Here is a 23829-nt window from a genome sequence, read left to right as displayed (position 1 = left end):
AAACCGGTTCGCGTAAAGAAAACGCGTCAAAACCAGAGTCCTCAGCGACCACGGAGTGTTTGAGTGAAAGCCGTCCATACCGAACTGCACCGCAGCCACGATCCGCAATTCTTCCTGGTTCGCGGCGTCGTCAAGCGCACCACCGAGCAGCCCGAGCGCGCCGACCGCCTGCTCAAGGGCCTGAAGGACGGCAAGCATCAATTGGTCGAACCGACGACGTTCGGGCAGGGGCCGCGCGCACGCATCCACAGTCCGGAATATTTGTCGTTCCTGAGCGAAGCCTGGGACGCCTGGACCGCGCTTGGCGATTCCGGCCCGGAGATGATCGGCAACATCCATCCCGTGCGCCACGCCGCGACCTATCCCACCCACATCGTCGGCAAGCTCGGCTGGCACACGGCCGACACCGCGGCGCCGATCGGCCCGGGCACCTGGGCGGCGGCCTGTGCCGCAACGGACGTTGCGGTCACGGCGGCGCAAATGGTGATGGATGGCGAGGATGCGACCTATGCGCTCTGCCGTCCGCCCGGCCATCACGCCTATCGCGACATGGCCGGCGGCTTCTGCTTTCTCAACAACAGCGCGATCGCGGCGGCACATCTGCGGCTGAAGCACGAACGGGTCGTGATCCTCGACGTCGACGTCCATCACGGCAACGGCACGCAAGGCATCTTTTACGCGCGGCCCGACGTTTATACGATCTCGATCCATGCAGATCCCGTCGCGTACTATCCCTATGTGTGGGGCTATGCGCATGAGCGCGGCGAAGGCCTGGGCCTCGGCGCCAATCTCAACATTCCCCTCGCCATCGGCACCGGTGACGACGGCTACATGCAGGCGATGGACGTCGCCCGCAAGGCGATCGAGTCCTTTGCGCCCGGCGCCCTCGTCATCGCGCTCGGCCTCGACGCCTCCGAGCACGATCCGCTGAAGGGCCTTGCCGTCACCACGCCCGGCTTCCGCCGCATCGGCCAGGCCATCGCGAAGATGGGCCTGCCGACCGTGTTCGTGCAGGAGGGCGGTTATCTCTCGGATATCCTCGGCGCGAATTTGACTTCGGTGCTGGCCGGATTCGAAGAGGCAAGGTGAGGTTAACCTCTCCCCGCTTGCGGCAGGGGAATCGCATATGAAGATGCGTGGCGGATAGCTCGCCCGCAGCGCATCCTTCGAGACGCCCGCCGATGGCGGGCCCTCAGGATGAGGGCGGAGTGCGCGGCAGCAATTTCAACGGGGGCAATGCTGCTTAGCCTCATCCTGAGGAGACCGCGGAGCGGTCGTCTCGAAGGACGAGGCGCTTGCTCTGGCCGTCACCAAGAAGCCATCTGCGATAGCCCTGCCGCTTGCGGGGAGAGGCCGGATCGCACTTGCGATCCGGGTGAGGGGGTACAGGTCTCGCGGCAACCTAACGTGTGGAGAGAGGCCCCTCACCCCAACCCTCTCAGCGCGAGCGAAGCTCGTCGCGACCCCGTAAGAACGGGGAGAGGGAGAAGAAGCAGCGTCGCTCGGGACCTCTAGAACATCCCGCTTGCCGCCAGCGCCTTGCAGACGTGCTGCATCTCGGTCTCGTCCGCGACCATGTCGAGCATGATCGTGGTCAGGCCCTTTGCCGCAAACGCCCTCAGCTTTGCGCCGATCTCCTCGTAGCTGCCGACGAGATAGGGGCAGTCCGCCTGGAAGGTCAGGAACGGCAGCAGCCAGTAGCCATTGTCCGCAAGCTCGCCGCTTTGCCCCTCATACAGTCGCCGCTTCCACACGGAGTCGCTGTTCTCCACGGTGAGCGCGAGCAGCTCGCGATCATCGGGGTTGTCGCGGAAGCGTGCCTTTGCTGCTTGCCGCGCTTCCTCGCGGCTCTCGCGTGCGAAAATTCCAAAATTCATGCCTGATGCATCGAGGCCATGATCGAGATCGGGCGGCAGCATCTGCATCTTGATGCAGCCGGTCTCCCTGGCCACGCGCTGTGCCGCCTCGGACTGGCCGGCGACCAAAAATTCCGGCATCAGCTCCGCCGGCAGACGCGGACGAAGCTGCAGGTTGCTCGCGCGGTAGAACCGGCCCTCGATAGTCACCGGCCGCGGGCTCGAGAGCAGCTGGCGCATCAGCGCGACGAACTCGCCGAGCCTGATGTAGCGGTCGGCATGGGTCTGCTCGTCGCCGAGGCCCTGCAAGTCGCTGACCGCGGTCCCCGTGATCATGTTGAGATAGACCTTGCGGCCGTAGAGCTGCGCGAGCGAGGAGACGAATTTCGCCGCCGTGAACGGGTGCATGTAGACCGGGTTGACGGCGATCAGCGGCGAACTCCGGGTCGTTTTCGCCATGATGTGCTGGGCCATGGCCCAGGGCTCGACGAACACGTCGTTGCCTTCGAACAGCAGAATGCCTTCGAAGCCGCTGCGGTCGGCGAACTCTGCCACCCGCATGAGCTCACCGACATACTGCTTGGGATCGCGGTTGCGCGAGATCGCGGGAAAGACGCGCAGCCGCGAGGTCGTCATTCAGCCGCTTCCTGGAGCGGCCAGGCATTGCGAGTGATGGGAAGGCCGCCGTCCGCCCGGGAGCCGTCGGCGATCGCGAGGCGATGCGAGGGGGAGGGCGAGCACAGCGAGAAGCGCCATCCCGAGGGATCGTCGGCGATATCAGGCTTGAAGCTGATCTCGATGGCCTCGCGCGACACCTGCATCGCGAAGGCGTCGAGCGGCAGGTTGAGCCCGAAGCCCCTGGCCTTCAGATAGGCCTCCTTGAGCGTCCAATAGTCGAAAAAGCGCTCGATCGCCGCCGGCTCCGGCAGCCTGCGCAGCGTTTCGACCTCTTCCGGCGCAAAGAAGCGATTCGCGGTGGAAAGCGGGGCGACGCGCCGTGACACGGTTTCGACGTCGACGCCGACAGCCTCGTGCCCGGATACGACGCAGGCAACGCAGCCGTCGGCGTGCGACAGGCTGAAATGCAGCGCGGTCGAGGTTTTGGGCGATGCAACAAACGGCCGCCCATAGCGGCCGGTCCCAAAGGACCAGTCGGTGGGAGCGACATTCGGCGCGACCCGCGACAGCGCCAGACGGAGCATGGCGTGTGCAAAAATATATTGTCGCCGATGCCGCTCGAACATGAAGCGGTCGGCGCGGATTCGTTCGTCGACCGAAAGCAGCCGTCGGCACGCATCGGCCGCCCCCGGCGCGTCAATGGTCGCGATCAGTCCGACAAACAGTTCAATTCTGTCGTCTGCCATCAATTGGGCCTTTGGCGTCAGGCAGAGGCCAAATCCCCAGCTCTGACGGAAGAATCAACTGAGCAAGAATCAACCAAGCGGACCGGTCTTAGCGGTCCACCCAGGCAAATTCTTGTCGATTTGCAGGCCGGTTTACAGGCGCAAGCTTGTGCGAGACCCCAGCCCGACGAGCGAGCGGCCCAATTTGAAAACCGGAGGCCGAAAAATGAAGCCTGAAGATTCGTGCGGCGTCCCTGCCGACTAGTCTTACTTTTTCTTCTTCTTGGCCTTCTTCAAGCCGCCCAGCATCGAAAGGCTGGCGTCGACGTCCTTCAGCGCGGACTGGAGCTTCTTCTTCTCGCCGGCCAGCAGCTTTTGCAGGGCCTTGCGGTCCTTGTCGCTCAACGAGGCGCCCTTGGTAAATTTGATGAAACCCATAACACACTCCCCCGGTTGAAAATAATCATCCAAATCAAAAAGGCGGGAATAATCTTGCGCGGTGGCGCCAAATAATCAAGATGCAACTTGATCATGCACAGCTTTGACGAGTGAACCTGTATTCGCCCTCGTGTACGGCCGGTCATGCCGCCTTGCGCGCGAGCAATCGGCCGAGTGGTTTGCCGGGCTGAGCGACGGCCGCCTCCAGCAGCGCGACGAGATCCGCCATCCATGTACGGACCGTGCCGCCGTCGAGCAGCTCGTGCTTGTAATTGCATGAACCCGTGATTCCGGTCGGGCGCTCCTTCAGCATCAGCGACAGCCAGGTCTGGTCGATCGGCAGCACCGGCTGGCCCTCGCGCGCGACGTTTCCGATCGATTGCACCGCAATCTCCGGCAGATCGAGCGGCTGGCGCAGCGGATTCTGCAGCGTGAAATAGACCTGGAGCAGCGCGGCCGGGTCGATCCCCTCCCGCTCCAGATGCTCGGCCAGCATGTTGAACGGCAGCTCCTGCCGTGCATGCGCATCGAGCACGCTCTGGCGCACCCGGCTCAGGGCCTGCGCGAACGACAGATCCGGCGTGATTGTCGTGCGGACGATCACCGTGTTCTCGAACGGGCCGACGATCCGGTCGGTGTCCGGCTGGGCGCGATTGGCCATGGCGGTGGCGACCGAGATGTCGGTGCGGCCGGTCTGCGCCAGCAGCAGGGCCTTCAGGCCAGTCAGCAGGCACATGAACAGCGTGCCATTGTGCTGACCGGCGAACGCGGTGAGCCGTGCGATCAGATCTGGCTCGAGCCCGAGCGGATAGTGCCCGGTGGACGCGCCCGGGTCCGCTTCGCCCTCGAAGATCGCAGCCGCGCCGCGCAAATTCTCCGTCCAGTCGGCGGCCTGGCGGCGGGCTGCGTCGGTGCCGCACCACCAGCGCTGCCAGCGTGCGACGTCCGAAAAGGCCGGCGGCGGCCTCAGTAGCGGCGCCGCGGGGCGCCCGGCAAGCGCCGCATAGCGGCCGGACAATTCCTCGAACAGCACGCCGATCGACCAGCCGTCGGCAATGGCATGATGCAGCGTCAGCAGCAGCACGTGGTCGTCGGCATGGAGCCGCAACAGCCGCGCCCGCAGCAGCGGCGGCCGCGCGGTGTCGAACGGGGTATAGGTCTCCTGCTGGATCAGCAGATCGATCTTCCGCAGTTCGAGCGCCTTGCGCCGCTTGTTGTTGTGCGGCCGCCCGTCGCCGACGACCTCGACGGTGAGGACGGGGCCGAGCTCGCTGGGGGTGGCGATGCGGCTGACAGGCTCTTCGCCGTTCCAGCCGAAACCCGTCCGCAGCGATTCGTGGCGGCGCACGATGTCGCCGAATGCTTGCGCGAGGATGGCCGGATCGAGCGGGCCATCGAGCCGGAAGGCGAAGGGCAGGTTGAACAGCGGCAGGCCCGGCAGGTTCTGCTCGATCCGAATCATCTGGTCCTGCGCGATCGAGAGCGTCGGCGGTCCGCTTTCGATCAGCCGCGAGACGCTTGCGGCAGGCTTGTGCGGTTTCGCTGCCACGGCCTCATCGACCCGACGGGCAAGCTCTTCGACCGTCGGCGCCTCGAAAATGGTCTTGATCGGCAGCGACACGCCGAGCGCGCGCGCGACACGCGCCATCGCCTGGCCCGCCAGCAGCGAATGGCCGCCGAGGTCGAAGAAATTGTCGGTGACACCGAGGCTCTCGACCTTCAGCAGGTCGATCCAGATGTCGGAGAGCACTTTTTCGGTGAAACGCCGCGCCGGCACGGTGGCATCCGGGCCGGTCGTTTCCGGCTGCGCGGGCGCGAGCAGCGCGGAGCGATCGATCTTGCCATGGGCGTTGAGCGGCACTTGGTCCACGAACAGGAAGGCGGACGGAATGGCATGGCCGGGCAGCCTGCTCTTCAGGAATTCACGCAGTTCGCTGGCGCTGACCCGGCTGCCGGGCTTGGCGAGGATATGGGCGATCAGCCTGACATCGCCGCCGGCCTCGCGGCGCGGTTCGACGATGCCGGCACGCACGTCAGGATGGTCGGCAAGCGTGTTCTCGATCTCCTTGAGCTCGATGCGGTAGCCGCGGACCTTGACCTGATGGTCGGCGCGGCCGAGGCATTCGATCGTGCCATCGGTGCGGCGGCGCGCGAGGTCGCCGGTGCGGTACAGCCGGCCGCCGGCCTGGCGCGAAAACGGATCGGCCAGGAAACGCTGCCGGCTCTGCGCGGGATCGTTGACATAGAAGCGGCCGACGCCGGCGCCGCCGATGCAGAGCTCGCCGGTGACGCCGACCGGCTGCGGCTGCAGGTTTGCGTCGAGCACGTAGAGCTGGGTGTTCGGCAGCGGCGCGCCGACCGGAACGTTGCCCGTCGCGATCGCCGGCGCCTTGGTCAGACGGTGCAGCGACACGTCGTCGGAACATTCCGACGCCCCATAGGCATTGATCAGCGGCACTTTCGGACAGCGGGCGAACCAGGCGCGGCAGAGATCCACCGGCAGCGGCTCGCCGGTCGAGATCAGGACGCGCAACCTTGCAAAGGCGCGCCGGATGGGGACTTCGTCCATGCGATCGAGGATCAAGCGTAGCAGCGACGGGACGATCTCGAGCACGGTGATGTGCTCGCGCTCGATCTCCCGCGCGAGCAGGATCGGGTCCGGCACGATCGTGGTGCCGCAGACATGCACGCGCGCGCCGACCATGGGGCCTGCGAGGAACTGCCAGACAGAAATGACGAAACTCTGCGGTGCGGTCTGCGCGATCACGTCCTTAGGCGACAGCTTCAGCTCGGTAATCAGCGACGCCAGATGGTTCGACAGGCCGCGCTGCTCGATCATGACGCCCTTCGGCGCGCCGGAGGAGCCGGACGTATAGATGAGATAGGCAAGGCTCGAGGCTGCGCGCCGCGCGGCGCGGGCCGGCTTGGTCATCCCTGGCGCGATGGTGTCCTCGAGTTGGGCCACCTGGATGCGTTCGACCAGCGGCTCGAGCAGCGCCTCGACCATGGCCGATTGGGCGCGCCCGGTCAGCAGCACGCGGGCGCAGCTCGATCCGAGGATGGTCGCCAGTCGCGCGGTCGGCTGGTCCGGATCGAGGTTAAGGAAGGCCGCACCCACGCGCTGCACCGCAATCATGGCGGCAAGCAGATCGAGGCCGCGCTCGGCGAGCAAGGCGACCACCGTCTCGGGCCCGACGCCCTCGCGCAGAAGCCAGCGCGCGATGGCCTGGCTGCGGCGCGCCAGCTCGCGATAGCTCAGAGATGCGCGGCCGTCCGACACCGCGATCGCGTTCGGCATCTTCTTCGCTTGGCGCTCGAATCGTTCGCTGAGATTTCCGCGCGAGGCGAAGTTGGCCGGCACGCCGTGGCCTTTCGCCAGCAGCTGCCGGCGTTCGGCCGCGGTCAGCAGCGGCAGGCGCGAGATGCGCTGTTCCGGATCGGCAATGACGGCCTTGAGCAGCGTCCTGAACTGCGTGGCCATGCTTTCGATTGTTGCCGCGTCGAACAGATCGGTGGCGTATTCGAAGAAGCCGGTGAAACGCCCATCGGCCTCGACCAGCTCGAGCGTGATGTCGAAGCGCGCCACTTTCGGGTCCACCTCCAGCGGCCGGGTGGACAGGCCGGGGAAGCGTGCCGCCTCGATCGAGGCGTTCTGGAGGATGAACATGATCCGGAACAGCGGATTGCCGTCCGTCCTTCGCGCGATCTGCAGCGCGCGCAGCACCTCCTCAATGGGGAGGTCCTGGTTACGGTAGGCGTCCAGCGTCACCTGACGCACCCGCCGCAACATTTCGCCAAAGCTCGGGTCGCCGCCAAAATCGTTGCGCAGGATCAGGGTGTTGGCGAACAACCCGATCAGGCGCTCGCTCTCGATCTGGTTGCGGTTGGCGATCAGCGATCCCGTCGCGACGTCTTCGTGTCCAGTATGGCGAAACAAGAGGCACTGGAAGGCCGCGAGCAGGGTCATGAAGGGCGTGACGCCCTGGGCCTGGCTCAGCGCACGGACGTCGCCCGAAAGCGTCCTGGAGAACTCGAAATAGTGACGGGCGCCATGACCGCTCCAGACCTCCGGTCGTGGCCGGTCGGTCCGCAGCGGCAGTGTGGTGACGCCCTCGAGCTGCGTCCGCCAGTAATCGAGCTGCTCCTTCGCCGCCGGCGTCTGCGCCCAGCCCTGCTGCCAGAGTGCGAAATCGCGATACTGGAAGGTGGGCGAGGGCAACGCCGCCTCGTCGTTCTTGTGTGCCGGGGCATAGTGGGCGGCGAGCTCCTCCCAGAACAATCGCTGCGACCAGCCGTCGGTGACGAGGTGATGGACGTTGACGACCAGTGCGTGGCTGGATTTGTCGAACGACAGCAATGTGACTTTCAGCGGCGGCTCGTGCGCCAGATCGAACTTGTATTGCGCGAGCTTGAGCGCCTTACGCCGGATGATTGTCGCCCGCTTGTCCGCAGGGCAGGGCTTGAGCTTGATCCGCTCGAGCCGCGGTGGGGATTGCAGCACGCGCTGCGCCGGCTCGCCCTGCCGCTCGATGAACACCGAGCGCAGCGCCTCGTGGCGCGCGCAGATCGCGGTGAGGCTCGCAGATAGTGCGGCGACGTCGACCCGGCCTTTGAGCATCGCGACTTCGACGACATTGTAATTGTAGCGCGTCGGATCGAGCCGCGAGAGCAGGTACATCCGCTGCTGCTGAAACGACAGCGGCGCGTCCGCCGTCACCGCTGCCGCCTGGCGCCAGGCCGGCAGCGCCGCATCGCGATGCGTTGCAGCGGTCTCCAGCCGGGCTGCAAGCGCCGTGACCGTGGCGCAATCAAAAATGTCCTCGAACGAGAAGTCGACGCTGAAGCGTTCGCGCAGGCGCGAGCGCATCTGCGTCACCGCAAGCGAGTCCGCGCCGAGCGCGAAGACGTCCTGATCGATGCCGACCTGCGGCAGCTCCAGGAGGCCGGCCCAGATCGCGGCGAGCTGCCTCTCCAGCGCATTGCGCGGCAGGCGCGTCTCGCCGGCATCCGTCGTCTCCGCGATCAACCCGGCCAGCGCGTTACGCTTGACCTTGCCGCTGGCGCCCTTCGGCAGCGCGGCCACGCTGCGGATCAGGCTCGGCACTTTGTAGGCCGCAAGACGTTTTCGCGCGAACTGGCGCAGCTGGTCCGAACTCGCCTCGGAATTTTGCCGCAGCACCACGACGGCGGCGACGTTCTCGCCGAGCTTGGGGTGCGGGACGGCGAACACCCCGGCCTCCAGCACCGCCGGATGGCCGAGCAGCACGTCCTCCACCTCGAGCGGCGAGATCTTCTGGCCACCGCGGTTGATGACGTCCTTGATGCGGCCGACGATGAAGAGATAGCCGTCGGCGTCGAGATAGCCGAGATCGCCGGTCCGGAACCAGCCGTTGCGGAACGCGGCCTCTGTCGCCGCCTCGTCGTTATGGTAGCCACGCGTCATGTTGGCGCCGCGCAGCACGATCTCGCCGTGCTCGCCGCTCGCAAGCGCACGGCCCGCCTCATCCATGATCGCGATCTCGGGGCCCGCGGCGCGGCCGACCGATCCGACCTTGCGCAGCTCGAACGGATTGGCCGCGATCTGCGAGGCCGCCTCCGTCATGCCGTAGGTTTCGAGCACGGGAACGCCGAACGCCGCCTCTAATCCGGACAAGATCGCGGGCGCAAGCGAGGCCGAGGCAGAGCGGATCACGCGCAGCGACGAGGCCCGGACGCGGCCCGGGTCGGATTCCGCCGCCGTCAGCAGCGCGCGATGAATGGTCGGCACCGCCGTGTACCAGGTTGGTTGCAGCTCGTGCATCCAGCCGAAGAAGGAGGAGGCGTCGAAGCCGTCGGTGCAGATCACGCTCGAGCCCGCGGCTAATGCCGTCAGAAGACCGGAGATCAAGCCATGGGCGTGAAACAGCGGCAAGACGTTGAGCAGGCGATCATGGGACGTGAGCGACAGCACGCGGCCCGCATTATAGGCAGAGAGGCACACGTTGCGATGCGTCAGCGGCACCATTTTCGGCCGCGCCGCCGTGCCCGACGTCAGCAGGATGAAGGCATCGTCGTCGCCGCGCGAGGCGCCACTCGTGCTCGCAGGTCCGATCTTCGGGCCCATGAACGTGCAGCCGCCGAGATCGTCTTTCGGCCCCGGCACGAAATCGATCACGGCGATGCCGAGCGCCTTGGCGACGTCGCGACTGGGCGAGTTCATGTCGGCGCGGGTGACGAGCGTCGTCAGCTTCAATTCGCTGAAATAGCGTTGCAGCTCGTCCGCGGTCAGATCGGGATTGACGGGGATGCAGGCGCAGCTTGAGGCGACCGCGATCAGCGCCAGCGCGCTGTCGGCGCCGCGCGGCAGCGCAACGGCGATCCTGTCCGCAGGCGCGATGCCGAGCCCACGCAGCGTGTGCACGAGATCGTGCGTCCGCTCGCCAAGCGCGCCATAGGTGAGGGCCGGCCGTCCAGGGGCGAGGATAGCGGGCGCCTCAGGAATCCTGCGGGCGTGGAAGTCGAGAAGGCCGCCGATATGGGAAAAGGTCTTCGTTTCCAGGCTTGCGCCGACCGATCCCGCTGCGGATGCAATGTCCGACAATGCCATTCCCTTTTGATCTGATTGGGCTATTCTTCTCAAGAGTTAGGGAACGCGTCCAGTCTGAGGTGAAGTTCGGGCCCCAAAATCTGTGGTTGAGGGGCCCCAAAGCCCTTCGACGGAGTGAAGGTCGGGCAGAATCACCATGCTGGAGAATGAGCCGGGCACGGCAACGGAAGGCGGGCTGAAGCGCTGGCTCGAGGGAGTCGGCCTCGGCCACTACTCCGATCTTTTCGAACAGCACCGCCTCGATCTCGACGTCCTGGGAGATCTCACCGAATCCGATCTGGTCGAGCTCGGATTGCCGCTTGGCGATCGCAAGCGGCTCCAGCGGGCGATGGCGGCGCTATTCCAGGCTGAAACGGCGGAGGCTCCGGCGGCGGCACGCCCGCAGACCCGGGCGGAGGTCGGGGCCGAACGGCGCCAGCTCACCACCATGTTCTGCGACATGGTCGATTCCACCTCGCTCTCGGTGCAGTTCGATCCGGAGGACGTGCGCGACATGATCGCGAGCTTCCGCGAGACCTGCGTCCGCGTGGTCAAGCATTACGAGGGCTTTGCCGCCCGTTTCGTCGGCGACGGCATCCTCGTCTATTTCGGCTATCCGACCGCACATGAGGACGACGCCGAGCGCGCGGTGCGTGCGGGGCTCGAGATCGTGCGGGTGCTGTCGACCGCGCGCGCGGTCGAGCCGCGGGGCGCGCTCAACCATTCGCCCGCCGTCCGCATCGGCATTGCGACCGGCCTCGTCGTGGTCGGCGACCTCGTCGGGCAGGGCACCGAAGAGCGCGACTCCGCGGTCGGTGAAACCGTCAATCTCGCGGCGCGCCTGCAAGCCCTGGCGCCGCCCAACGGCGTCGTGATCTCCGCCTCGACGCAGTCGCTTCTGAAGGGAAAGTTCGACTACCGCAGTCTCGGTGTCCATGCGCTGAAGGGCATCTCGGAGAAGGCGCAGGCCTGGCACGTGGTGCGCGCCTCGCGGGTGGAGACCCGCTTCGCCGCCGCGATGGGCGCGCGGCTGACGCCGCTCGTCAACCGCGAGGAGGAGATTGCGCTGTTGATGGGCCGCTGGCAGCAGGCAAAGGGCGGCGACGGCCAGGTCGTCGTCAAGTTCGGCGAACCCGGCATCGGCAAGTCGCGCATCATCCAGGAAATCTTCGAGCGGATCTCGGGCGACCGGCATGCGCAAGTCTCGTTCCAGTGTTCGCCCTACTACACCTCCACCGCGTTCTATCCGTTCGCCGAGCAGCTCAAATTCTCCCTCGGGCTCGACCGCGAGGATGCCTCCGCGCTGTCGCTGGCGAGCCTGGAGACCGCGATCGCGGCCGCGCATGGCGACATCGAGCAGGTCACGCCGCTGTTTGCCGCGCTGCTGTCGATACCGACCGGAGACCGCTATCCACCGCTCGACCTGTCGCCGCAGCAGCAGAAGGATGCGACCGTTGCGGCGCTGGTCAATCACTTCCTGGGCCTTGCGCGCGAAATGCCGCTGGTGATCGCGTTCGAGGATCTGCACTGGATCGACCCGACTTCCCGTGAGGTCATCGACCTGCTCGTCGACCGCGTACAGAACCGGCCGATCCTCGCCATCATCACCGCGCGCTCCGAATTCCAGCCGAGCTGGAACGCGCATTCGCACATCACCACCCTGGTGCTCAACCGCCTGAGCCGGCAGCTGCGCACGACGCTGGTCGAGCGCGTTGCCGGCAGGGAGCTGCCCAAGGAGGTGGTCGAGGAGATCATCGTCAAGACCGACGGCGTGCCGCTGTTCCTGGAGGAGCTCACCAAGACGGTGCTGGAATCCAATCTCCTGACCGAGCGGCACGGACGCTACGTGCTGTCGGGTCCGTGGCGGCAACTGGCGATCCCGGCAACGCTGACGGACTCGCTGATGGCGCGGCTCGACCGGATGGGCCCGTTCAAGCGGATCGCGCAGATCGGCGCCACCATCGGCCGCGAGTTCTCCTACGAGACGCTCCAGGCCGTCGCCAACACGCCGGCGGAGCAGATCGAGGCCGCGCTGAACCATCTGGAGGAAGCCGGGCTGGTCATGCGGCGTGGCCATCCGCCGGATGCGCTCTACTCCTTCAAGCACGTGATGATCCAGAACGCCGCGCATGCGAGCCTGTTGCACAGCGAGCGCCGCAAGCTGCATGCGCGCATCGCGCAGGTGCTTGGCGAGATGTATCCGGAGAAGACCGATCGCGAGCCGGAGCTGCTGGCCCATCATCTCACCGAATCAGGCCAGAGCGAGGGCGCCGCCAGCTTCTGGCTCAAGGCCGGCAAGCAGGCGGCCAGGAGCGGTGCCAATCTGGAGGCGATCGGCCATTTGCGCCGGGGCTTGAGCGTCGTGCAGGCCAATGCGCGCATGCAGGGCGCCGACGAGATGGAGCTCGAGCTGCGCATCGCGCTCGGCATCGCACTGATCGCCGCCAAGGGCTATGCGGTGCAGGAGGTCGAGGAGAATTACATCCGTGCGCTCGAGCTCGGCCAGCAGCTCGACGACGACGAGAAGGCTTTCGCCGCGACCCGCGGCCTCTGGGTCTGCCATTTCATCCGCGCCGATCTCACCCGCGCGCATGATCTCAGCGTCGAGCTCCTGAAATTCGCCAAGCGCCAGCGGCTCAACGAGCGGTCGCAGCCGGCCCAGCAGACCGGCTATCTGATCGAGGCGCACCGTTCGATCGCGATGACCATGCTCTATCGCGGCCGCTTTGCCGCCTCGCAGCATCATCTACATCGCTGCATCAACCTCTACAGCCCCGATTTGCATTCCGATCTGATGGAGCGGCACGGCACCGATCCCGGCGTCGTCTCGCTGTCCTATCTCGGCTATCTGCTCTGGTTCCTCGGCCGGCCCGACGCGGCGCGCCAGCACAGCGAGCAGGCGATCGCCAATGCCGAGAAGATCCGCCATCCTTTCACACTCGCCTTCGCACTCGTGTTCGGCGCCTATCTCTGCCAGCATTTGCGCGACGTCGAGGGCACGCGCGACCACGCCAACCGTGCCATGATCATCGCCACCGAGCACAATTTCCTGCACTGGAAGCAGCAGGCCGCGATCCTGCGCGGATGGGCCCTGACGCAGCTCGGCGAGGCCGACGAAGGTCTCAGCCAGATGCGCTTCGGCCTCGACGAATACGAGGCGATGGATTCCTGGCTCGCCGGCTGCTGGTTCCGCTGCCTGCTGGCGGAGGCCTATGCCAAGGTCGGGATGCGCGATGCCGCCTTGCGCGCGCTGGACGGCGCGCTCGCGACCGCGCGGCGGACCGGCGATCATTCCTACCTCGCCGAGGTCTATCGCCTGCAAGGCGAGATCACGCTGTCGGACGGCGATCCGGCCTCGGTGCAGGAGGCCGAGGACCTGTTCGGCCAGTCGCTGGAGGTCGCACGCAAGCAGGGTGCGCTGTCCTGGGAGCTTCGCACTGCGGTCAGCCTGGCACGCCTGTCGCACCAGGCCGGCAAGCGTGAGCACGCACGTCTCCTGCTCGTGCCGATCGTGGGCAGGTTCAGCGAGGGTTTTTACACGCCGGATCTCAAGCAGGCGATGCAACTGGTCAACGAGCTCGATGCGGATGTGCCGCTTCGTGAACAGGCCGATGTGGCGAAATGAGCGATCTTGCCGCCGCGCGTGCGCGCTATGTGGAGTTGATTGCCAGGCGCGAGCGGATTTCCTCGAAGCGTCTGATCGACGCGCTCGCCGCCGTTCCGCGCGAAAAATTTCTGGCAAGGGGACCCTGGCGTATCAAGAGCGAGGCGGCGCGCAGCTACCGGCAGACGCCGGATGCAGATCCCGTTCACCTCTATGATAATGTGCTGGTCGCGATCGACGCACGCCGCAAGCTCGACACCGGCCTGCCGAGCCTGTGGGCGCATCTGATCGACGTGCTCGACGTCAGGGAGAAGGACCGCGTGGTCCAGATCGGCTGCGGGCTCGGCTATTTCTCGGCGGTGCTGTCGAAGATGGTCGGCCCGAAGGGCAGCGTGCATGGGATCGAATGCGACGAGCGTCTCGCGTCCCGCGCTGCAAGTTTCCTTCACGCCTATGACAACGTCGAGGTGGCCCATGGTGATGGACGTGATCTGATCGGCGAACCCGCCGACGTGATCATCGTCCACGCCGGCTTCCCGCACCCGCATCCGCTCTGGCTCCAGTCGCTGCGTCCGCGCGGCCGCCTCCTGATCCCGCTGACGCAGCGGGACCGCGAAGGCGCGGTGATCAAGATCACGCGGCGGGCGAAGGGCTTCGAGGCCGAGGCGGTGCAGCAGATCCGGATCTTCCCCGGCCAGGGCCGCGGCGTGACCGCGCTCGACGACCGCGTCGCCGACTGGTGGCAGCGCGCCTCAGCCCTGGCGCCGCTGCGCTTTCGCAGGCTCGAGCAGGGGCTGCCGTCGGATGGCTAACGCTTCGTTTCATTTTACCTTGATTCCGTTTGTGAGTTTCCAGCATCTCGCGGTGCGGCTATGAGTGCGGTCTGATCGCCATTCGAGCGCGCCCATGCATTCCGTTGCCCTGCTGACTGCGAGCTATGCCAAGGATATCGAACGCTTTTCGCTGCTCAGCGAGAGCATCGACACCTGGCTGACGGGATACACGCGGCATTATGTTCTCGTTAACGATGAGGACGTGCCGCTGTTCGCGCGCTTCGCGTCCGACAAGCGCGTCATCGTTCCGGCCTCGCGTTACTTGCCGAAATGGCTGTTCGCGCTGCCGCCGGCGCTCCAGTTCATCAGCAAACGACGCGTCTGGGTGTCGCTGCTGTCGTCGCCCGTGCACGGCTGGCACATCCAGCAGATCCTGAAGATCGCCGGCGTCCTCAACGCGCCCGAGCAGCGCGTTTGCATCCTGGATTCGGACAATCTGTTCTTCCGCGAATTCGACGTCGGCCGGTATGCCGGCGGCGAGAAGACGCCGCTCTTCGTCACGCGCAAAGGGATCGACGCCGACCATCCCTTGCATGTGCTGTGGCTCAACACCGTCGATCAGCTTCTCGGTGTCAAGGAGCGCTCGTTTCCGGCCGACGATTATGTCGGCAACGCGCTGATCTGGGACAAGGACACCGCGCGCGCGATGACCGGCGCCATCAAGTCGGCGACGGGCCTGAGCTGGGCTCTGGCACTGTGCCGGAAGAAGAAGTTTTCGGAGTATCTGCTTTACGGAAACTTCGTTGCCAGTTCGCCGAAGCATCTGGCAGCGCATCGGGTGACGGAAGACAGCATCGCGGTGTCGCACTGGGACGACACGCGCCTCGACCGCCCGGCGATCGAAGCGATGATGCGCGTCGCTTCGCCCGAGCAGGTCGCGCTCTGCATCCAGTCCTATTCCTCGACCTCGATCGACGACATCCGCGACGTGTTCAGGCTGAACTCGGCTGACAGGCGCAGTCCGAGCCTGGCTCCCGATCAGATCGGAGACGCGCCCGCGTTCGAAGCGCCGAAGACACGCTAGGCTTCAAACGTCCTTCGTGAACTTGCTGATGACGTCCATGAACGGTTTTGGCTTGAACTCGCCGTCGAGCGGCAGCGGACGGTTCGGCTGCTTGTCCTTGCGGGCGAAGGTGCCGTTGATCCAGCTATAGCGATCCGAGATACCCCAGGTCAGGATCGAGCGCACCGGGCCGCTGGCCGAGATCGCGGTCAGGAGATCATCGACGCGCTTGGCGACGATGGCGTCGCGCTCGGCCGGATTGCCCGCCAGTTTCTGGTCGTCGACGTCGAGCTCGGTGACGAGCACCTCGAGGCCCCAGGAGCGCAGCTCGGTGACGAATTCGGCGAGGCCATGCGTGTCGATCTCGAGCTCGGCATGCAGATGCGATTGCAGCCCCACGGCGTGCAGCGGAACGCCCTGGTCGAGCAGCTCCATGATGAGGTTGCGGTAAGCCGCGCGCTTGGCGATGAAGGAGTCCTTCGCCGACTCGATGTCGTATTCGTTGATCGCGAGCTTCACGTATGGATCGGCCGCGGCCGCCGTGCGGAACGCCAGCGGAATCCAGCTCTTGCCGAGATGCTGCGTCCAGAACGTATCGCGCCGGTCGGTGATCCCCTTTGGATTGTCCGGAATCGGCTCGTTGACGACGTCCCACGACGTCAGCTTGTCCTTGTAGTAGGACACGACGGTGCCGATGTGGTCGAGATACGCGCGCTCGACGCCCTTGGCGTCCTTGATCTGCTTGGTCCAGTCCGGAATGTCGTGATACCAGGCGAGCGTGTGTCCGCGCATCGTCAGATCGTTTGCCCGCGCGAAATCGAGGATGGCATCGGCGCGCTCGAAGGCAAAGGTGTGCGCGTCCGGCCGCAGCATCGGCCATTTCAGCTCGAGCACCGGCACCACCTGCGTGCAATAGGTGCTGATGGCGTCGCCGAGCCTGGGATCGGCTTGCAGGTCCCAGAGCGTGGCCGCGGCACCAAAGCCCGGACGGCGCTGGGCGAGCTTCGAGGCCGGTAGTGCTGACGCGGAGACGCTCGCCGCAAGCGTCGCGGCGCTGCCGAGGAGAAATTGGCGTCTGTCGAGCCTGGTCACGCGTGGTTCTGCATCACGGCTTCTGCGATCTCGTAATAGTGAAGCGCGCCCTTTTCGAGCGTCAGGTTCTCGATCACATAGTCGCGCGGCGCGAAGTCGCCGGCGCTGACATGCGACCAGAACGCGCTCCAGCCGGAGATGAAGCCGGCCGCATCGGTGAAGGTCATGCCACAGCGCGCGTCGAAATAAGGCACGGAGGACACGCCGCCTTCGTACCTCACCTTATCCGGAAAATACTTCGGATCCTGCCAGGGCCCGCCGCGATCCCATGCAAAGACGGGAACGCCGCTCGACAGCGCCTGCTGGCAGGCGATGCCCTGGCTCTCATGCTCGCACAGGAAGATCATGCTGCGGCAACGCGCCAGCGCCGCCTTGAAGTCGTCTTCCATGTAATGACCGTAGCGGATCACCTCGACCGTGCGGCCGCTGGCCTCGAGATGCCAGCGGATCGGTTCGATCAGTTCGGGCTCATATCGCCCGTAATCCCAGCGAATCTTGTCATAGAGCAGCACGTCCACGCTCTTGCGGTCGGCCGGCGTCGGCGTCCACAGATCGGTGTCGATGCCGACGGGCCAGGCATCGACATGGGGCCAGTGCGGACGGAACATGTCGGCGTACCAGGCGCACGGCACCAGGACGCGCTTCACCTGCAGGTCCTTCAGGCGCTCCGGTGCATCGACCGGGTGGTCATACATGGCGACGCCGAGCAGGAGCGGGTTCGTCCACTTGAACCAGTCGAGCACGAACGGCCGCCCGATGATGCAGGCGAGTTCCTCCGGGTGCTTCTGGATGTAGCGATAGTCGTTGACGCGATAGCGGATGCCGAGCCGGTCGAGGCCCGCGCACAGATTGAGGAGGACGCGCCGCTGTCCGCTGATGAAGGACTCGCCCTTGACCAGGCGCCGCAGCAGCGGCCGGATGTGGCGATCCCCGGGAAACCAGCGGTCGTCCCGCTCTTCGAAGAAGAGGTTGAGGACCATCCTGTCGCGCCTTTGCGTGCCGAAATCCCCCGGAACAAGCGGAGCGTCGGTGCCGCCATGCGGCCGGGAGGTCGGGTGTGCCCGCGTTCGTTCGGCAACGTCCATGTCAGTCACGTCCACGCATCGGATGGGTCGGGCGACCTTTTGATATCATTGCTTCTTTTCTGTGATCCCGCCGGTCCCTTCAAGGACAGGGCAAATTTAACGCTAACGCGCGATAACCGCTGACACGTTTCATTCGCGATCCGATTTGCAGGCTTATGCGACTATCTTGACCGGTGCTGGCGGCCCAGTGCGGCTGCCGCAGCAAAGGCCAACTGTTTTAACGCCCCGTTAATCCTCAAGGCGCCGCCGGTCCCGTGTTCGCATGCTGAACCGCCATTTCTCGATCTATCTCGTGGCCTACATCCTGCCGGCAGCGGTGGGCTTCTTCGCGGTCACCGCCTACACGCGGCTCCTGAGCCCGGCGGAATACGGCGTCTATGTCGTCGGCATCAGCCTTGCCGGCATTCTCGGCGCGATCTTCTTTGCCTGGATCAAGCTGTCGGTGTCGCGCTATCAGGCGATGTCGGCGGAGGTGGATTTTCGCGGCACGGCGATGGTCGCCTTTGGGCTGACGGTCGCAGTGCTTTGTGCCACCACCCCGCTGGTGTTCCTGTTCCGCAGCGATGTCAGCGTCGAGCTGCTGCTCGCCAGCATGTTCGTCGCGATCATGGCCAATGCGGTCGATGTCGGCCAGGAGTTCGAGCGCGCCAAGCTGCGGCCCTATCGTTTCGCCGCGATCTCGATCGTGCGCAGCGTCGCGAGCGTCGGTTTCGGCCTCGTCGGCATCTGGCTCGGCTGGGGCGGCCTGGGCCTCTTGGCGGCATTCGGCCTCGGCTCGCTCACCGGCATCGTTCTCAATCTCGTTGGCGACCGCACCAGGATCGCGCGCTTCCAGCGCAGCCAGTTCATGCAACTCGCGCGCTACGGCCTGCCGCTGACGCTGGCCGGCCTCTCGGTCGCGCTATATTCGAGCTGCGACCGTCTCATCGTCGCGTATCTCCTCGGCAAGGACGCTGCCGGCATCTTCGGCGTTGCCGCCGACCTGCCGCGCCAGTTCATGGTGATGATCGCGTCCAGCGTCGCCGCGGCGACCGTGCCTCTGGTGTTCCGGTCGCTGTCTGAGAACAACAATGAAATCACGCGCGAGCGGTTGAACGAGAGCCTCGAGCTGCTGCTCGTCGTCGTCGCGCCCGTCGCGATCTGGTTGGCGCTCGCAAGCGACCAGGTTGCGGGCACGCTTGTGGGCGTCGATTTCCGCGCCGGCGTGTCGGCACTGCTGCCGACCCTGGTGCTCGCCCGCTTCTTCGGCATCGCCAACCAGTTCTACGTCCAGATCAGCTTTCAGCTCGCCGAGCGTCCCTTCATGCTGGCGGCGCAGTCCTTCCTCACGCTGGCGGTGAGCGTGGTGCTGATGTTCGCGCTGGTGGCGGGCTACGGGATCTATGGCGCCGCGCTGGCGACGCTCGCGACCGAGGCGATCGGCTTCGTCGTTGCGGTCGTCCTGATGTACCGCGCCCATCCCGTGCCGTTCGACGCGAGCCGCCTTGCCGGCGTGGCCGTCTCCGCCGCGGCGATGGCGGCTGCGATCCTGGTCGCGCGCTCGCAGGCCAGTGGCACCGGCCCCGTCGCGCTGATCATCGTGAGCCTTGCCGGCGGTCTCGCTTACGCGGCAGTGGCCTGGCTGCTCAACGTCGCGAATGTGCGCACGCTGTCGCTTCGTGTCCTGCGGACCTTCAACCGGAAGGCGCTGGGTGCCTAGCGCACCCCCTGACTGGCGTGGCCTTGCCGCCCTGACGTCAGGCCAGGCAGGCTGCAACCGCCGCCAGGCCCCGGACATTCTGCCGCAGCGGTGGACCGCCGGCTCCGGACCAGCCTGGACGCAAGCCGCACTTCCGCCCGTGCGGGCCGTCGTATATGAGAGATTTGCCGCCGGAGCGTGCCGAATCTCGCCACAGACGGAACGTATGGCGACTGTGATTTCTTAATTCAGAGATCGCAAACTGAGATTTGACCGGCACGCGCGGACTGGCATTTCGACCGAGGATGGCATGAAAAACCTGATGACGACGGCGCAATCCACCGTGGCGATGCGGCGTTGGGGGCCTCCCGGAATTGTGACGCTGGCGGCGATGGTCGCATTCGCGACGCTGGGCCCGGCGTCCGCAGCCAAGCAGGTGCGCCAGGCGGCCGAGGCGGTGGCGCAGCGCGAGGCCGGCGAGCCGATCATGGCGATCGTGTCGATCAAGGGCCAGCAGGTCACCTTCTACGACGCCGACGGCTGGATCATGCGCGCGCCGGTCTCGACCGGCACCACCGGGCGCGAGACGCCGGCCGGCGTCTTCGCCATCGTCGAGAAGGACAAGGACCACCGCTCGACCATGTATGACGATGCCTGGATGCCGAACATGCAGCGCATCACCTGGAACGGCATCGCGCTGCATGGCGGGCCGCTGCCGGGCTATGCCGCCTCGCATGGCTGCGTGCGCATGCCGTTCGGCTTTGCCGAGAACCTGTTCGACAAGACCAACATCGGCATGCGCGTGATCATCTCGCCGAACGATGCGGCGCCGGTCGATTTCTCGCACCCGTCCCTGTTCGTGCCGAAGCGGGAGGCCATCGCGGCGGTGCCGAGCCGGGCCGACAAGCTCTCGTTCGAAGCCGAGGAAGCCACACGGGCCGCCGACGAGACCAAGAAGGCTGCGGCCGCGGCTGCGAAAGAGGCGGCCTCGCTCCCGGCATCGCTGCGCAAGCTGGAGCAGCAGAAGGCCCGCGCCCGATGCCGAGCTCGCCTTCGCCGACAAGACGCTTGCGAATGCAAAGACCGATCAGGCCCGCGCCAAGGCCGAAGAGCTGAAGCAGAAGGCGGCCGCGAAGGCTGCCGATGCGACGACGCAGCTCGACGCCGCCAAGGCCGCGGCGCAGCCGAAGCGCGATGCCGTCGCCGCCACGAAAGAGGCCGCGAAGGTGGCTGCGACCAGGAAGGCCGACGCGGTGAAGGCCGCGACCGACGCAAAACTCGCGCTCGAGCCGGTGTCGGTCTACATCAGCCGCGCGACACAGAAGCTCTATGTGCGGCGGAACACGCACAAGCCGGCGCCGGATGGCGGCGGCGAGGTGTTCGACACCAGCATCGAGGTCCCCGTCACGATCCGCAATCCCGACCAGCCGCTCGGCACGCACATCTTCACGGCGATGGCGAAGACCGATACCGGCCTGCGCTGGAGCGTGGTCACGATCGAAAGCGGCGACGATGCCAAGAACGCGCTCGACCGCATCGCCATCCCGCAGGAGGTGTGGGATCGCATCGGGCCGACCGCGCTGCCGCGCTCCTCGATCATCGTCTCGGACGAGCCGCTGAGCAGCGAGACCAACTACCGCACCGAGTTCGTCGCGGTGCTGAGCAACCAACCCCAGGGCGGTTTCATCACGCGCAAGCCGACCGCGCCTTCGATGGACATTGCCAGCGACGACGGCTGGGACAATGGCGGCAATAATTTCGGCTTCTTCTTCCAGCAGCGCGATCCGTACGCGCAACCGGTCAATCCGCGCCGGCAGCGCGGCCAGTACCCGTACTATCAATCGACGCAGCCGATGCAGCGGAACTGGTGGTAAGGCGCGCGGCCTAAAGCGCGATGAGATTTGGATGAACCGTCATCGCGCTTTAGGTTGTTGTTTACGCATAATCTTTTCGGAAAACCGCGTCGCACTTTTCCGGATCATGCTTTGGGCCCGCCAGGCCGAGGCCCGCAACTACCGACGCGGCGCCTGTGTGTCGAAATAGGCAAAGCGTCCCTTGTCCGCCGATCTGGCCCTCGTGGCCGACCTTGTAGCCGAGCCCGGTCGCCTTGTCGTAGAGCGCCTGATAGTCGTGGCTCCAGTAGGACATGTGCTGGAGGCCTTCGTGTCCGGCGTCCAGAAACTCCTTGTACAACGAGGCGGCGTCGTTGCGCTGCTGGATCAGCTCGATCTGCAGATCGCCGGAATTGGCGAGCGCAATGCTCATCTCTACGCGAGAGTCCTGGCCGCGGTGGCGGAACCAGTCGGTCTTGACCCGGTCCATGTAGTACCAGGGACCGACCCCCATCACCTCGATCCAGTGCTTCATCGCGGCGTGGATGTCTCGCACCACATATCCGTTCTGGCGCACCGCGCCGAAGATGCGGCTCATGCCCGCGCTCCCCTTGTTACGCTGATCACTTGACCTCGATGCCCGCGTCCTTGGCAACCTGTTTCCAGGCCGCGATGTCGCGGGCGTTGATGTCGCGCTGCTCCTCGCCCGGGACGAATTGCGGGGTGATGCCGAGCTTCAACAGCTTCTCCTTGACCTCGGCATCGCCGAGCGCGTCCTGCAGCGCCGCCGAGAGTTTCTTCGCGATCGGCGGAGCCACGCCCGCCGGTGCATACATCGCCCAGGACAGGCTGCGGTCGAACGGCACGCCCTGCTCCTTGTAGCTGGCGATATCGGGCAGGCTCGGCGAGCGCTCGCCGCAGGCGGCCAGCGCCCTGATCGAGCCGTCCTTCACCAGCGGCGTTGCGGTCGCAACGTCCAGCGTCGCCAGCGAAATGTGGCCGCCGAGCAGGTCACCGGCGAGCTTTGCGATGCCGTTGAAAGGCACGTGCTCCATCTTGATGCCGGTCTGCTGCATCAGGATTTCCGCGCAGAATTGTCCGGTCGAGCCGATGCCCCAACTGCCATACTGGATCGGCTCGCCCTTCCTGGCGAGCGCAATCAGGCTCTTGATGTCATTGGCGGCAAAATCCTTGGTCGCCACCAGCATGATCGAAGACGTCCCGATGCGGCCGATCGTCGTAAAATCCTTGATCGAATCGTAGGGCAGTTTTGGGTAGATCGCCGGCGCCAGCACATGCGTGGTCATGCCGCCGACGGTGATGGTGTAGCCGTCATTCGCAGACGTCGCGACCATCTGCGTGCCGAGCGTGCCGGCTGCTCCCGTGTGGTTCTCGATATAGATGCTCTGTCCGAGCGTCTTGCCCATCCTGTCGGCGAGCAGCCGGCCGACCACGTCGCCGCCGCCGCCGGCTGCATAGGGCAACAGCATCTTGATCTTGCGGGTGGGATAGGCGGCGGGGTCTTCCGCTTGCGCCGGCAGTGCGGCCGACAGCAATGCGAGAAATGAAAGCGTGACGGTCCGCAGCATCATGATGTGTTTCCCCCTAATTCTCGAAACGAAATCTGTAGGCATCGCCGTGCCGGATCACACGGCCCGCCGTCGGTGCCGGAAAATGGCCGGTCAGCAGATAGCTCGGCGTATCCGCGAGCTCCTCCAGCAGCGCCATCCGCGTTGCGACCGCCGCGGCCGGATCGACATCGGCGGCGTTCGACAGCCACGGCGCCGCGCACTGGATCGGATGATGGATGACGTCGCCCGACATGACAGCGTGATCGTGGCCGCCATTGAGGTGGATCTGCATGTTGCCGGCGGTATGTCCCGGCGCCGGCGCAAAGCGCAAGGCGGCGTCGCGATCGCTAAACAGGCGGTGATCAGTTTCGACAAGCTCGGCGAGGCCCGCGGCGACCACCGGCAGCACCGAATCCTCGAACGAGCCATGGTTCACCGGGCTCTTTGGTCCGGCGTTGTGCGCGGCCTCGAAGTGCCGGTACTCCTCGCGCCCCATCAGATAGCGCGCGTTGGGGAAGGTCGGCACCCACCGGCCGTCGAGGAGGCGCGTGTTCCAGCCGACGTGATCGACATGCAGATGCGTGCACATGACGAAGTCGACCTGTTCAGGGGCGACGCCCAGCGCACGCATGTTCTCGAGATAGGGCTGGTTCAGGTTGTTCCACGCCGGCACGCGCGGCCGATGCTTGTGATTGCCGCAGCAGGTGTCGACGATGGCGGTCCAGCGCGGCGTGCGCACCAGATAGGAGTGATGGCTGAGGATGAAGCGGCCGGTCTCCGGCTCGATATAGCGGTGATCGAGCCAGCTCCGGTTCTCCGCGACGTCAGCGTCGGTGACGTTGGCGAACAGCCAGGTCTTCTCAAAAGCAAGCGCGGGGATCTCGCTGACGAGGTCGACCCGCATGCTGCCGATCCTGACCTGCCGCATG

Annotated in this window: 14 protein-coding genes and 2 pseudogenes; 6 read left to right on the top strand and 10 right to left on the bottom strand. The window is 65.7% G+C overall.

Annotated features, from left to right (window positions below; all coding sequences use genetic code 11):
- The first annotated feature begins 63 nt into the window (after positions 1 to 63).
- Complete coding sequence (locus tag ACVJ19_RS42330) at positions 64 to 1089, top strand: histone deacetylase family protein (RefSeq protein WP_453954992.1); 1026 nt, start codon at positions 64 to 66, stop codon at positions 1087 to 1089.
- 422 nt (positions 1090 to 1511) lie between these two features.
- On the opposite strand, the gene ACVJ19_RS42325 is transcribed toward ACVJ19_RS42330, so the two are convergent.
- From ACVJ19_RS42325 to ACVJ19_RS42310, 4 genes are all read right to left on the bottom strand, one after another.
- On the bottom strand, positions 1512 to 2492 hold the full coding sequence (locus tag ACVJ19_RS42325; protein ID WP_453954990.1) for an LLM class flavin-dependent oxidoreductase: 981 nt from the start codon (positions 2490 to 2492) through the stop codon (positions 1512 to 1514).
- Positions 2489 to 3220, bottom strand: coding sequence for a 4'-phosphopantetheinyl transferase family protein (locus tag ACVJ19_RS42320; RefSeq protein ID WP_453954988.1), 732 nt, complete (start codon positions 3218 to 3220; stop codon positions 2489 to 2491). The genes ACVJ19_RS42325 and ACVJ19_RS42320 overlap by 4 nt, the downstream gene beginning before the upstream one ends.
- A gap of 246 nt (positions 3221 to 3466) precedes the next feature.
- A complete protein-coding gene (locus ACVJ19_RS42315) occupies positions 3467 to 3637 on the bottom strand; it encodes a hypothetical protein (protein ID WP_453954986.1) in 171 nt (56 codons plus the stop codon).
- A 142-nt stretch (positions 3638 to 3779) separates the two neighbouring features.
- A complete protein-coding gene (locus tag ACVJ19_RS42310) occupies positions 3780 to 10223 on the bottom strand; it encodes an amino acid adenylation domain-containing protein (RefSeq protein WP_453954985.1) in 6444 nt (2147 codons plus the stop codon).
- Positions 10224 to 10359: 136 nt separating this feature from the next.
- On the opposite strand from ACVJ19_RS42310, the gene ACVJ19_RS42305 reads away from it, so the two are divergent.
- The 3 genes from ACVJ19_RS42305 to ACVJ19_RS42295 all read left to right on the top strand — a co-directional run bounded on the left by ACVJ19_RS42305 (position 10360) and on the right by ACVJ19_RS42295 (position 15663).
- Entirely contained in the window at positions 10360 to 13827 is a 3468-nt protein-coding gene (locus ACVJ19_RS42305) for an ATP-binding protein (RefSeq protein WP_453954984.1), read from the top strand.
- The gene (locus tag ACVJ19_RS42300) at positions 13824 to 14618 is read left to right on the top strand and encodes a protein-L-isoaspartate O-methyltransferase family protein (RefSeq protein WP_453954983.1); all 795 of its coding nucleotides are present in this window, start codon (positions 13824 to 13826) and stop codon (positions 14616 to 14618) included. The genes ACVJ19_RS42305 and ACVJ19_RS42300 overlap by 4 nt, the downstream gene beginning before the upstream one ends.
- Before the next feature lie 94 nt (positions 14619 to 14712).
- The gene (locus ACVJ19_RS42295; RefSeq protein ID WP_453954981.1) at positions 14713 to 15663 is read left to right on the top strand and encodes a DUF6492 family protein; all 951 of its coding nucleotides are present in this window, start codon (positions 14713 to 14715) and stop codon (positions 15661 to 15663) included.
- 3 nt (positions 15664 to 15666) lie between these two features.
- On the opposite strand, the gene ACVJ19_RS42290 is transcribed toward ACVJ19_RS42295, so the two are convergent.
- Positions 15667 to 16734 (bottom strand): endo-1,4-beta-xylanase, encoded by a 1068-nt coding sequence (locus ACVJ19_RS42290; protein WP_453954978.1) that lies wholly within the window; start codon positions 16732 to 16734, stop codon positions 15667 to 15669.
- Positions 16731 to 17819, bottom strand: a complete 1089-nt coding sequence (locus ACVJ19_RS42285; RefSeq protein ID WP_453955319.1) for a glycosyltransferase — start codon at positions 17817 to 17819, stop codon at positions 16731 to 16733. The genes ACVJ19_RS42290 and ACVJ19_RS42285 overlap by 4 nt, the downstream gene beginning before the upstream one ends.
- A gap of 262 nt (positions 17820 to 18081) precedes the next feature.
- On the opposite strand from ACVJ19_RS42285, the gene ACVJ19_RS42280 reads away from it, so the two are divergent.
- Positions 18082 to 19518, top strand: coding sequence for a lipopolysaccharide biosynthesis protein (locus ACVJ19_RS42280; protein WP_453954975.1), 1437 nt, complete (start codon positions 18082 to 18084; stop codon positions 19516 to 19518).
- 222 nt (positions 19519 to 19740) lie between these two features.
- Here the strand turns inward: ACVJ19_RS42280 and ACVJ19_RS42275 are convergent, their stop codons facing one another.
- On the bottom strand, positions 19741 to 20004 hold the full coding sequence (locus ACVJ19_RS42275) for a hypothetical protein (RefSeq protein WP_456739537.1): 264 nt from the start codon (positions 20002 to 20004) through the stop codon (positions 19741 to 19743).
- Here ACVJ19_RS42275 and ACVJ19_RS42270 point away from each other — a divergent pair.
- Positions 19889 to 21371, top strand: a pseudogene (locus tag ACVJ19_RS42270) (L,D-transpeptidase family protein). The gene ACVJ19_RS42275 and the pseudogene ACVJ19_RS42270 sit on opposite strands and share 116 nt — an antisense overlap.
- Positions 21372 to 21521: 150 nt before the next feature.
- Here ACVJ19_RS42270 and ACVJ19_RS42265 read toward each other — a convergent pair.
- From ACVJ19_RS42265 to ACVJ19_RS42255, 3 genes and pseudogenes are all read right to left on the bottom strand, one after another.
- A pseudogene (locus ACVJ19_RS42265) lies at positions 21522 to 21927 on the bottom strand (VOC family protein); the annotation flags it as partial.
- Positions 21928 to 21952: 25 nt separating this feature from the next.
- Positions 21953 to 22921 carry a Bug family tripartite tricarboxylate transporter substrate binding protein gene (locus tag ACVJ19_RS42260; RefSeq protein WP_453954971.1) on the bottom strand — a complete coding sequence of 323 codons (969 nt, stop codon included), beginning with the start codon at positions 22919 to 22921 and terminating at the stop codon, positions 21953 to 21955.
- Positions 22922 to 22934: 13 nt separating this feature from the next.
- Complete coding sequence (locus tag ACVJ19_RS42255; protein WP_453954969.1) at positions 22935 to 23828, bottom strand: MBL fold metallo-hydrolase; 894 nt, start codon at positions 23826 to 23828, stop codon at positions 22935 to 22937.
- Position 23829 lies beyond the last annotated feature (1 nt).

It is taken from the genome of Bradyrhizobium sp. USDA 376, assembly GCF_054063675.1.
The sequence above is the reverse complement of the archived record's forward strand: the minus strand, read 5'-3'. Positions and strand labels throughout refer to the sequence as shown.